The organism is Sutcliffiella rhizosphaerae (genome assembly GCF_917563925.1).
GTDB lineage: Bacteria > Bacillota > Bacilli > Bacillales > Bacillaceae_I > Sutcliffiella_A > Sutcliffiella_A rhizosphaerae.
On the sequence record NZ_CAKJTJ010000019.1, the window covers coordinates 30,651 to 43,391 of the forward strand.

11 protein-coding genes and 1 pseudogene are annotated in these 12,741 nt (G+C 34.7%); all 12 read left to right on the forward strand.

From position 1 onward, the window contains the following. Positions 1-236: 236 nt before the first annotated feature. The 12 genes and pseudogenes from LRP81_RS15330 (at position 237) to LRP81_RS15385 (ending at position 12,741) form a co-directional block, all read left to right on the forward strand. Entirely contained in the window at positions 237-1,148 is a 912-nt protein-coding gene (locus tag LRP81_RS15330; RefSeq protein WP_230502613.1) for a DoxX-like family protein, read from the forward strand. 5 nt (positions 1,149-1,153) lie between these two features. Then, positions 1,154-1,822: a DUF4166 domain-containing protein gene (locus LRP81_RS15335; protein ID WP_230502682.1), complete on the forward strand. Its 669-nt coding sequence runs from the start codon at positions 1,154-1,156 to the stop codon at positions 1,820-1,822. A gap of 26 nt (positions 1,823-1,848) precedes the next feature. Beyond that, positions 1,849-3,519 (forward strand): YndJ family protein, encoded by a 1,671-nt coding sequence (locus LRP81_RS15340; protein ID WP_230502615.1) that lies wholly within the window; start codon positions 1,849-1,851, stop codon positions 3,517-3,519. A gap of 149 nt (positions 3,520-3,668) precedes the next feature. Beyond that, positions 3,669-4,288: pseudogene (locus LRP81_RS15345) on the forward strand (nitroreductase family protein). A gap of 38 nt (positions 4,289-4,326) precedes the next feature. Continuing rightward, on the forward strand, positions 4,327-5,265 hold the full coding sequence (locus LRP81_RS15350) for a ring-cleaving dioxygenase (protein WP_230502617.1): 939 nt from the start codon (positions 4,327-4,329) through the stop codon (positions 5,263-5,265). A gap of 314 nt (positions 5,266-5,579) precedes the next feature. Continuing rightward, complete coding sequence (gene wrbA, locus LRP81_RS15355) at positions 5,580-6,191, forward strand: NAD(P)H:quinone oxidoreductase (RefSeq protein ID WP_230502619.1); 612 nt, start codon at positions 5,580-5,582, stop codon at positions 6,189-6,191. 495 nt (positions 6,192-6,686) lie between these two features. Then, the gene (locus LRP81_RS15360) at positions 6,687-7,508 is read left to right on the forward strand and encodes a nucleotidyltransferase domain-containing protein (RefSeq protein ID WP_230502621.1); all 822 of its coding nucleotides are present in this window, start codon (positions 6,687-6,689) and stop codon (positions 7,506-7,508) included. Positions 7,509-7,937: 429 nt separating this feature from the next. Next, positions 7,938-9,011: a phosphotransferase enzyme family protein gene (locus LRP81_RS15365; RefSeq protein WP_230502623.1), complete on the forward strand. Its 1,074-nt coding sequence runs from the start codon at positions 7,938-7,940 to the stop codon at positions 9,009-9,011. A gap of 116 nt (positions 9,012-9,127) precedes the next feature. Further along, entirely contained in the window at positions 9,128-9,481 is a 354-nt protein-coding gene (locus tag LRP81_RS15370; RefSeq protein ID WP_230502625.1) for a YciI family protein, read from the forward strand. Positions 9,482-9,903: 422 nt separating this feature from the next. Beyond that, on the forward strand, positions 9,904-10,590 hold the full coding sequence (locus LRP81_RS15375) for a response regulator transcription factor (RefSeq protein ID WP_230502627.1): 687 nt from the start codon (positions 9,904-9,906) through the stop codon (positions 10,588-10,590). Continuing rightward, the gene (locus LRP81_RS15380) at positions 10,590-11,858 is read left to right on the forward strand and encodes a sensor histidine kinase (protein ID WP_230502629.1); all 1,269 of its coding nucleotides are present in this window, start codon (positions 10,590-10,592) and stop codon (positions 11,856-11,858) included. Before LRP81_RS15375 ends, LRP81_RS15380 begins: the two co-directional genes overlap by 1 nt. Before the next feature lie 121 nt (positions 11,859-11,979). Further along, positions 11,980-12,741 (forward strand): ABC transporter ATP-binding protein, encoded by a 762-nt coding sequence (locus tag LRP81_RS15385; RefSeq protein ID WP_230502631.1) that lies wholly within the window; start codon positions 11,980-11,982, stop codon positions 12,739-12,741.

Sequence of the window (12,741 nt, forward strand, 5' to 3'; positions counted from 1 at the left end):
GCGTGGTGTGACAAGCATTGTATTTGAGCAGTAACTGTTTCTACGATTGCTGAGATATTGTTTTTCAAGTTTGCAGGTGAAAAATTAGTAATAGGGCCTAGTGTTTGTATAAAGAATGATGAAATAATTTCTACACAAAAAGTAGTAGAATTAATTAATAATTACCAAAAACAATGCCGCTATTATATTATTAAACTAGAAGGTAAACACAACAAATATAAAAATGGGGTCATAAGATGTCAAAATCTAAGCCGATTTATGTAGAGACTTTAATAGATAGTGAACTAGAAAAGGTTTGGGAACACACACAAGATCCTGAAATACATCAGCAATGGGATTTGCGCTTTTCTAATATTCAATATTTCCCAAAAGAAAAGAAAGAAGATCCGCAGAGGTTTCTTTACAAAACAAATATTGGTTTTGGGATTAGTATTGCAGGTGAGGGAGAGAGTGTAGGAGAGTCACTTAAAGATCAAGAAAGAATATCTTCTCTGAAATTTTGGACCGATCATCCATTGTCTTTAATTGATGAGGGAAGTGGATATTGGAAATATGTTCAAACCGAAAATGGTATAAAATTCTTCACACAGTATGATTACAAAACTAAATTTGGCTATTTAGGTAGACTGCTTGATTTTCTTTTTAAACCACTTATGGGCTGGGCGACTGCTTGGAGTTTTGACTGTTTGCGATTGTGGTTAGAAAAAGAAATCCCTCCTGGTATTTCCTTTATGAGAAGTATTTTCCATTATATACTGAGCTTTATTTTAGCGTTTATTTGGATATATCAAGGACTTGTTCCTAAAGTGCTGTATCAAGAAGCTGGAGAATTAACTTTGTTTAAGGGAATTGGATGGTTCCAAGGTCACGAGGAGCTATTTTTATATTCTTTAGGAACGGTACAAATCGTCTTTGGGTTACTTTTTCTTCTATTTAGTATGACAAGGTGGCTTCATTTCATGAACATTTTTGCACTTTTGTGTTTAGGGGTTGGGGCTTTGATGAGTCAAGGAATTTTATTTGCAGCTCCTTTTAATCCAACTACTATCACTATTGCAATGATTGGTTATTCTGTAATTGCTTTATTAAATTTACGAGATTTACCAAAGGCCTCAAACTGTAAAAGAAAACGAGCAAGTAGAAGGTGAAAACAATGCTTTCCATATATGAACAAGCATTAGGGGAAAATTACAAACAGCTCCATCCTCAGTTACAGAAAAAATTTGGCCTAACAAGTGAAATGAAAATAGCAAGTATTTGTCACGGAGTGATGGAAGAAATATGGGGTGGCCGTTTCTATATGTACCCATTTCTCCAGTTAGGTACTTTAAAAAATATTACTTTTCCAGAAAGGGGTAAAGATATCCCCTTCACTTTGGAAAATTATGCGTATCAAAACTCATTTGGTCAAGAATGTATGGCATGGATTCGAAGATTTCATTTTAACAAAACGAGAAGTTTTGATGCCACAATGATATACAAATCCAATAGGAGGCGAATCGTGGACTACTTGGGTATTGATCAAGATTTGATTACCGATATTGATATATCAGTTTTAGATAATGGAGGAATTAGGCTTCTGTCAGCGCCTTTAGTGCTTTATAAACATGGATTGAAAGTAAGTATTCCACGTTTTTTCTCTGGTACAGCTGAAGCTTTGGAATGGTATGACGATGAAAAAGAACAGTTTCATATTCAAGTTGAGGTTAAGAATAGATATTTTGGAACGATTTTTGGCTATAGAGGGACATTTACAATAGAGTATTTTAGTTTTGATAGTTTTCCTGAATATGTAATACCAAGAAAAGAAACAAATCTATGATCAATCTAACACCTAGGGAGAATACTATGAAGAAAATAATAATTACACAAGCATTACTAGGACTTGGTTTATGGTTACTATCCTTTTACATCCTTCATGTGCCGCAAATAGAGAGGCTGCTTCTTTTTGGCATGCTAGTAATTCTTCCAGTAACGCTTTATTTAACAGAAACGAAAGATCGCAATGGAAATTTCTTTAAAACTTATTTGTTATCCATCCATCTTTATCCTATTGCTGCACTTCTAGCATTTGCATCTTATTTCTATCCTATTGGCTTAACGGCAGGATTACTTTCCAGTGGGTGGTTGCTTTGGACTGCTATGGTTTGTTGTTACGGGTTGTTTAGATTATTAGCTAGAGGAATGAAACGTATTGAGGAGATAAGCATAGATATTGGACTGATTTATCTTATCCTTGGAGGAATATGGTTTTCTATTTTCCAATTTGGGATAGATGTGATGGAGTTTGGACCAGTCATCACCTTATTGACGGCCATCCATTTTCATTTCTCTGCTCTTATTACTCCTATTTTTATAGGTCTTTTAGGAAGGGTGATAAGACAACATAATGGTTACTTACCTCCACTCTTTCGAATTATTGCGGTAGGTGTGATGCTTAGTTCGCTTGGTATTGCGATCGGTATTACATACTCTAGAGTAATAGAATTGATGTTTGTGGTCATTTATGTGGGTTGTTTATGGATATATGCTTATTTTACAATCGTTACCATACGAAGAGTCATCAAGAATAAGTATGGCTATATTCTATTACTTTCTTCTTCTGCTACCTTAATCATAACAATGGGATTAGCTTTTTATTATGGATTAGGCAGGCTTCTACATATTGAATTTATCTCCATTCCCGATATGGTTTCCCTTCATGGGATTGGTAATGCCTTTGGTTTTGTTTTTCTAGGTGTTATGGGGTGGGTGTTAGTTAATCCAAAAGTGAAAGAGAATCCATATGGTATCCCATTTAGTAATTACTATGGGAAATGGAAAATTGGAGCAGATTTTTTCCAAGAGGACAAGAATAGTGGTCCATATAAGGGATTAGTGGATGATATAACAACCTTTCAACAACCTGGATTTAATACAAATAAAGTTCATCCTGAAATTAGAAGCTTTTACGAAAATACTAAAGATTATCAATTAATTTCAAGTGTACTTTGGCAAAAAGGTTTTCATCTTTTATCACGTTTATATAAAGTGTGGAGTTCCCAAGTAGAGCAAATTAACTTACCGCTGAATAATGAAGGCATTGAGCAAAATGTAGAAAGTAAGATTATCGCTGTGGATAATAATAAAGATGGAAGGGAAAAAGTACGTGCATGGATCAGAACATCCAAAGAAACAAAAAAGGCTGTATTTGTTGCAGCCTACTCCTATCATAAATATCAAAATAATGTGTATGTAAATATTGCGCTACCCCTTCCTTTAGGACAAATGACGGGTATACTCCGATTTAAAAATCCACAAAGTGAAAACAAAAATAATGGTTTCATCCTTACTAGTAAAGGAGAACAAGATGAAGGAATTTACTACGTTACGAAGTGGTTTTCTATCCGATTACCAATTAATGAGCGCTTTCTAGTATGGATGCCAACTGATACAAATGTAATCAAGGCAACTCATGAGATGTGGATGATGGGTAAAAAATTTCTTACTATTGATTACGAGATAGAGAAAAGAAAGTAATAGGCTTCAAAAAGACCTCAAATAGGAGGTCTTTATATTATTTAAAAAGGTTATTGAAATACTAAAATTTTACAGTTAATATTATCTTGAACACTAAAATTTTTTGTATATAAATCTCGAATTCGAGATAATCAGAGGGGATTTGCCGTATGGGTGATTTTACGCAAATAGTGAAGGAAAGACATCTGCAAGTAATTTTGTGGAAGGGTAGCTTATTACAAAGAACGAATTAGATGCCATATTTGAACTTGTAAAGCTTGTTCCATCAGTTTTTAATCTACAGCATACGAAATATTTAGTTGTAACAGACCCAGAGAAAAATGAAGAAATTAAACAGGCTGCAAATGGGTAATCTAAGGTCCATAGTGCTTCGGCCGTGATTCTAGTTATAGGAAACAAAGAAGCTCACAAACAAGCAGCTGATATAAATGAAGGTTTGCTAATGTTAGGAATCTTAAATAAACAAGAATATGATTTAATAGTTAATGAAACAATGTCCCTATATAAAGAGAGAGGACCAATCTTCCAAAAAGATGAGGCAATAAGAAATGCTTCTCTATCCTCTATGCAATTTATGCTAGCAGCAAAAAATACAGGGTGGGATACTTGTCCGATGATAGGATTTGATCCTGATGAAATAAGAAAAATTTTGAGTATTGAAGATAAATATGAAATTGGTTTAATGATTACTTTAGGTAAAGAAAAAGTAGAAAGCAGGAAGCAACAGGGCTATCGTAAGCCTGTAAATGAATTTGTTACTATCATTTAATAGGAAAAGTAAATTAAAGCACAAAAGGAGCGGGGAAAATGAGTAAAAAAACAATGGGAATTCACCATATTACGGCGATTGTGGGACATCCACAAGAGAATATCGACTTTTATGCTGGGGTATTAGGATTACGTTTAGTAAAACAAACTGTCAATTTTGATGATCCAGGAACCTATCATCTTTATTTTGGAAATGAAGGGGGAAAACCAGGTTCCATCATTACTTTCTTTCCATGGACAGGGGCACGTCAAGGAATCATTGGTGATGGGCAAGTAGGAGTAACCTCTTACGTTGTTCCGAAGGGTTCTTTCTCATTTTGGGAAGAGAGATTAGCAAGGTTTCAAATTGCATTTTCCAAAGTTGTGCGTTTTGGGGAGCAGTATTTAACATTCGATGATACCCATGGTCTTCATTTAGAGTTGGTGGAACGAGAAGAAGGAGAAGAGAATACTTGGACTTTTGGAGAAGTAACACCAAAAGTTGCGATAAAAGGCTTTGGTGGAGCCACTCTCTATTCTGCTCAGCCTAATAGAACAGCAGAACTGTTAGAGAATGTAATGGGCTTAGAGATTGTTGGTGAACAAGGAGGTTATATACGTTTCCGTTCTACGGCCGACATTGGAAATATCATTGACTTAAAAGCTACTTCAAATAATAAGGGGTCAATGGGTGTGGGAACTATTCATCATATAGCATGGAGAGCCATTGACGATAATGATCAGTTAGAGTGGCAAGAGTATGTTGAGGAAAATGGTTATGGTGTGACACCTGTTAAAGATAGAAATTACTTTAATGCCATTTATTTTAGAGAGCATGGAGAGATTTTATTTGAGATTGCAACAGATCCTCCAGGATTTGCGCATGATGAAACCTTTGAAACGATGGGAGAAAAATTAATGTTACCTACTCAATACGAACAGTACAGAAAAAAGCTTGAGAGCAAATTAATACCGATTGAAATAAAAAAATTAGACTAAGTAACTGAATAGGAATCACGACCATGCTATCACAAGAACATCCTTCTCCAACGACAAAAATTATTATTGAAAGTATCCTTTTTGGCTGATTCAATCTTAACAGAAGTCGGAGAAATTTTAATAGAACAATCTAAATGATTCATTTTAGATGAAGAGAGAGGAAAGGTAGGAGCAGCTGCAAAATGGTACCATACCATTTAAAAACTAATAAGAAAGAATGATATTGAAAAAAGATAGAAATAATAGGTGGTGGGTAATTAATGGGGTTTTTATCCAAGTTATTTAGAAGTTCTACAAAAAAGGAGATGGAAACAATGTCAAAGGTTAAATTAGCGGTTATTTTTTACAGTATGGGTGGTACTAACTATCAATTAGCAAGGTGGGCTGAGGAAGGAGCCAATGAAATTGGGGCTTTGGTAAAGGTACTTAAAGTACAAGAACTCGCTCCAGATTCAGTTATTGAAGGAAACGATATCTGGAAAGCAACAGTTGAAGCAACTAAAAATGTACCTGTAGCAACCTCAGCTGATATTGAGTGGGCAGATGCCATTATTTTTAGTGTCCCAACTAGATTTGGTAATATGCCATCACAAATGAAGCAGTTTCTGGATATTCAAGGTGGTTTATGGGCAAGTGGAAAAACAATAAACAAAGTAGTTAGTGCGATGACTTCTGCTCAAAATCCTCATGGAGGTCAGGAGGCAACTATTCTGTCTCTCTATACATCCATGATGCACTGGGGTGCCATTATAGCAACTCCAGGTTACACAGATCCAGTCATATTTGGAGCAGGAGGTAATCCATACGGAACAAGTGTCACGGTTGGACAGGATGGAAAAATGATAGAGGATGTTCAAGCAGCTGTGAAACACCAAGCTAAACGGACCGTTACTGTTGCTGAGTGGGTAAAAAACGCAAATCAATAAAAAGTGTGAAAGAGCTAATCGATACAATCGATTAGCTCTTTTGGCTCATAGCAAAGCATGAAATGTAAGGAATAAGACTAGTGTAATAATGACTTGTACCACAAATAAAGTGTAGTACCCTAAAAGCAGATTTTTGTGCTGCTTTTTTTGATAATATTTGATAAGACGGTATTCATTACAAGAACAAGCTACGTTAACAAGTAGTAGGAAAATAACAGTCATTAATATAGGATTAACCTTACCTGAAAAAGAGGTTGAAAAAGTAATAGTGTACTTAAGAGATTAAAAAAGGAATACCTGAATTTCCCTAAGGTTTTAGTCATGTCATTTCTGTAAAAGGTCCGTGTCATAATTCGAAAAATTGGCTTTATATCCACATCTAAAATTGATGGAAAAGTCCTTTCCCTATTTTTTGGAGTTTGTTTCCATTTCAATAAAGAATAATTCCATTAAAAATGGTATGATTTTTCTTAATGACATGTTGAGGTGAACTTTATGAAACAACACATAATAGAAGTTTTAAAGCAAATAGAAGTAGACTACGAAGTGAAGGTATTATACGCATGTGAATCAGGAAGCAGAGCATGGGGATTTCCTTCTAAAGACAGTGATTATGATGTGAGATTTATTTATATACATCAACCAAAATGGTATCTTTCTATTGATCAAAAAAGAGATGTTATTGAAATATCTGCTAGAGATTCTATATCAATCCCGATTGATCCATTACTAGATCTAAGTGGCTGGGAGCTGACCAAGGCGCTAAAATTATTCCGAAAATCAAATCCTCCTCTTTTAGAATGGCTCAAATCAAGCATTATTTATTATCAGTCCTATTCTACTATAGATAAAATAAGAGAATTAGATAAAGCTATATTTTCACCAGCTTCCTGTTTATATCATTATCTAAACATGGCAAAGGGAAACTTCCGTGATTATTTACAAGGAAATGAAGTGAGAATCAAAAAATACTTTTATGTCCTTCGTCCAATCTTAGCTGCTAAATGGATTGAAAAGTATAACAGCATTCCACCATTGGAGTTCCAGGTATTAGTGGATGACATTTTGGAAGCTGGAGCATTAAAGGATTCTGTTTTAACATTATTAAAAAGAAAAATTGCTGGAGAAGAGTTAAATCTTGAACCGAAAGTGGATAGTATAAACGAGTATTTGAACAAGGAAATCCAACATTTAGAAGCGTATGTAAAAAGCATTAATTTAGAAGTGGCAGATCCAACAGCAGAGCTTGATCAGTTATTTAGAATTACGCTGAAGGAAGTTTGGCAGGATGAGTTGGTAGAGTTGTTTAGAGATTAGTGGGCAGAATAAGAAAGTAACTTTCAAGAAATTTTTTAGTAGAAAATAAAGATTTTAAATTTTTTAGAAAATTTAGTATATTAGTAGTAGGAAAAAATGGAAAAAAGGAGAGGTTTAAAATGTTTACATTTAACTTTAAGTCAATATTAAATACGACGGTTTTTACCTCTTCATTTTAGAAATATTTAAATAGAAATGTTATTGCAGACCTTCGTATTTGTTAAACGAAGGTCTTTATTATTGTTTTTTCCGAACTGCCTATTACAGAATATTATTTTGAATTCTAGGTACTTATTCCACAAGGCTTTCCTTGTGTTAATATAAATATCCTTTATATGAAAGGTTGTGAATTTTATGAAATTCATCTATACCAATAAAAAAATACGGAGAGTGACTATATTTTAGCTCTCTGTTAAAAAGGAGAGTATTATGATTCATAAAGAAGTAGTGAAAATAGCAGATGATTATTTGCTTTCAATAATAACAAAGTTGTATGGATTAAATAGCTACCAAATCAATTCTATTAATGCTCATGATGGTGGTAGAAATGTCGCATACTCCTGTGAGAATCAGGGTGAAAACGATAAAATCATCAGAATAGCTTTCTTGCCTGACAGAAAGCGAGAAGACTTTATCAGTGAATTAGAGTATGTCAGATTTCTTTATGATGGTGGCGGTAGTGTCTCAAATGTAGTTAATTCTCGCAATGGGAATTTATTAGAAGAAGTTGTTTATGATGGTCACCGTTATTTTGTTTGTGTATTTGAAAAAGCTAGAGGGAAATTATTTTGGGAAAATGGCTATAGGTATCGAGAAGGAGTTCCTTTGACAGAGTATTTTTATAACTGTGGTCAAACACTTGGTAAACTCCATAAACTCTCAAAAGAATATACACCTGTTCATAAACGTTATAGTTTTTTTGAAAAGTACAATGCTGACTATATCAATCAACTAATACCTGGTTCGTTAACCTTACTTAAGGAAAAGATGATAGACCTTTTGAAAACCTTAGAGGGAATGGATAGAGCTCGAGAATCTTTCGGTATGGTACACTTCGATTACAATGATGGAAATTACATGATTGATTTTACGACAGGACAAATAACCGTATTTGATTTTGATAATTCATGTTTCTTTTGGTATCTCTACGACCTTGCAAATGTCTGGGCTAACGGGTGCGGCTGGATACGGTTTGAGAAAGATGTGGAAAAGCGTCAAAAGTTTATGAAAAATTACTTTGAAACTGTCCTTGCAGGGTACAAATCAGAAACAGAGATTGATGAAGCTATGCTAGAAAAGTTGCCACTGTTTATCAAAGTAACAGTCATGGAAAACATCATTGATACATTTGAAGTAATGCATAACAGTGGTGAAAAACCAGAATGCGATGAGGAGTTGGCCTATCTCATAAAATGTATGGAAGATGATATTCCACACAAAGGTTTTTTTGATGAAATCTACTCCTCCATTGAACCTTTTGTGTATAAGAAAAGAAACATTTAGCACTTTCGGATAATAGCTTCTTATAAATAAATATTATTCACTCTGTCGATTTTCTCCTCTCTTGTTCGTTGTATTTATAAGCACGAATCCATAATCCATATTAAGGAGGAATCTTTATGCTATTTATGTTGATTGTCAAAGCCTCGAAGAATTCGGAAGCTGGAAATCGCCCAAACCAGGATCTAAATGAAGCGATGGACAAGTATAACGAGGAACTAATGAAGGCAGGAGTAAGAGTGATGGCAAAAGGTCTTCATCCAAGTTCAAATGGAATGCGCATTTCGTTTCCAAACCCAGGAGAAAAGCCTGTAGTAACGGATGGACCATTTACGGAAACAAAAGAAGTGATTGCCGGGTTTATTCTAATTGATGTGAAATCGAAAGAAGAAGCCATCGAGTGGGCAATGCGAATGCCAGACCCACAAGGCTTTGGGGAAGGTCAAATTGAATTACGTCAAGTATTTGAATGAAAAAAGCTGAGATCAAAGTTAAAAGTCTTAGAGTTTGGCTGGCAAAATTCAGTATATTAGAAGAGTAGTATTTAATTCTAGATACGTTAAGTATACTCTTGTTTAATGTAGCTATTTACAATTATTACTGTTCTAGTTGTTTATTGTAGAAAAAGGCGAAGACTCCAGCGGAAAGTAGCGGAAATCTTGAGACCCCCTAGAGGAAGCTCAAGACCGCCCCGCGGAAAGCGAAGCCTTTTGCGGAGATAAACAGCGTAGTTATAAGAGAGATGCTAAATAATTTGGACTGGCAACAGAAAGTGTGACAGTCCTTTTTGTATTGGTCAGCAATGGAACAATGGAGGATTAATCCAAAGATTTACACTTCTACTTATAAAATCTAATGTATACTGTAACTAATAATCTTTTCTAGGAGACCCGAAATGAAAATAGATTGTTTAATCGTAGATGATGAGGTTGCTTTAGCTGAAACAACCTGTGAGTATTTTAATATGTTTGAAGTGAAAACAGAGTTTGTGACTGGAGCGGAGGAGTGCGAAAGATTTTTAGAGAAGCATGAACCGTCCGTGATACTTCTTGATATTAATCTAGGAGATTCTTCGGGATTTGATTTATGTAAAAAACTGCGTCAAACTACGCAAATTCCGATTCTTTTTATTAGCGCACGCTCCAGTGATGACGATATATTGATTGCATTAAACATTGGTGGTGACGATTATATTCGGAAGCCATATACGCTGAGTATTTTATTAGCAAAAGTGAAAGCAGTACTTAAAAGATATGGAAACAGTTCGAGTAGCCAACAAGAAATGATAGCGTTTGGGGATATCCAAATTGATACAAAGTTGCAACGGGTAGTAGTGAATGGGGCAATGATTCCACTGAAAACGATGGAATATAAACTTCTATACTATTTGGCCCAAAATAAAAATCGAATCATTACAAAAGGTGAATTGTTTCAACAGGTCTGGGGAGATTCCTTTGTAGGAGACGGGACGCTTAATGTACATATTCGCCATTTGCGGGAGAAAATTGAAAGAGATCCAAAAGAACCTCAATATATCAAAACAGTTTGGGGTACAGGGTACGTCTTAGAGGATATCACCTAATGAGAATAAAATTACTAATAGTAACACTATTGATTGTAAGTAGTGCTGGTATTGTACTCTCCATTATGAGTATACATAATAAAAATCTAGCAGAAGTAGATCTTGTAGTGATAAATGATGTAGTGAAAACTGCCGAAAAAAATTGGGGAGCAATTAATGAAGGGACCTTTCAAAACAGTATCTTAAAACAACCCTTTACTATTGTTGATAAAAGTGAAAATGTGATTTATGAAACACAAGGCAATCATTTTATTACATTATACGATTCTATAAAAAATAGAGATCTATTGATAGATTTGAAGGAAAATAACGAAATTATAGGAAAGATAATTATTCACAATAACCACCAAGAAGTTTTGCAGCAAATGAAGCGGGAACTGGTCATCACAATAAGTTTAATAGTTGGAATAGTAATGCTGGTGAGTATGCTGTATATTATCTATATTTACAGAACGTTATTGTCGCCATTTCAGCAGCTTCAAAAGTTTGCAGCGAATGTCGCTAGAGGTAATTTTGATGTCCCTTTAAATATGGGTAAAGACAATTACTTTGGTGCTTTTACGGAAAGTTTTGATCTATTGCGTGAGGAGCTTGAAGCGGCACGACAAAGAGAGTATGAATCCAACCGCAGTAAAAAAGAGCTAGTGGCCACACTAAGTCATGATATTAAAACGCCTGTTGCTTCCATCAAAGCGGTTAGTGAATTAATGCTGATGCAAACGAAAGAAGAGAAGTTAAAAAAGAAAGTGAATACAATCTATTCAAAAGTAGATCAAATTGACTTACTTGTTACAGATATGTTTCACGCTACTTTAGAGGAATTGCAGCAATTAAAAGTTACTGTTACAGAAGTATCAAGTGATTTACTTGTTGAAATGATAGAGAATGTTAATGATGAAAATCAAATATCCTATGAACAGATTCCACCATGTCTTATTCTTGCGGATCCAATGCGTTTGCAGCAAGTAATAGACAATGTAATAAGTAATGCTTATAAATATGCCGATACAAAGGTTCATATAAAAGCTCATATACAACAGAATTACCTTGAACTACATATCATGGACTTTGGAGAAGGAATGAGTGAGGACGAACTACCTCTACTGTTTAACAAATATTATCGTGGCAGAAACGTTGAAAGTAAGAGTGGTTCAGGGCTTGGTTTATACATATCTAAATACTTCATGGAAAATATGGAAGGTCAAATCTCCTGTTATAACCGATCAGATGGTTTTACAGTAGTCCTAAAAATCAAGCTTGCATCATAATTAAGAATCTATTAAGAATTGCACAAAGACTTAATAAGAATTGATTTTGTATGATTAGACTGTAATCTTCTTTACGGTCTTTTTTAATTACAAAATTTATTTAGGGAGATGCAAACTAATCATGACAAAGACAATTATTAAAACGAATAAATTGTGTAAAACCTTTTCAAGCGGGGGAATCCAACAGCATGTTTTAAAGAACCTTGATATCAGTTTAGTAGAAGGGGATTTCACCATTATAATGGGTAGCTCAGGTTCTGGGAAGTCCACTCTGCTTTACGCGATTAGTGGTATGGATAAACCTACTATAGGTGAAATAGATTTTGCAGGGAATAATTTATCCAAATTAAATAACGATCAACTTGCTATTTTTAGAAGAAACCATTGTGGATTTGTATTCCAGCAAATTCATTTGTTGGACAATATGAGTGTACTAGATAATATATTGGCAAGTGGCCTTTTAGTCCATAAGAATAGGAAGGAACTTGTGAAAAGGACGAAAGAATTGTTAGTACAAGTGGGCATCCAAGAAAATTCTTGGTCCAAATTTCCGACACAGCTTTCCGGTGGGGAAGCACAGAGAGTTGGAATAGTTAGGGCTATCATTAACAATCCAAAAGTATTGTTTGCAGATGAACCAACTGGAGCATTAAATTCTGCATCCAGTGATAGTGTTTTAGATGTCATTACCAATGTTAATCGCAATGGACAAAGCGTAGTTTTGGTTACACATGATATAAAAACGGCGTTGCGTGGAAATCGAATTCTCTATTTGCGAGATGGCGTCATTTGTGGTGACTTGCAGTTAGGTGATTATAGTGAAGTAGAGAATGTGGACCGTTCTGAAAAGCTCAAACATTTCCTTACAGAAATGGGGTGGTAA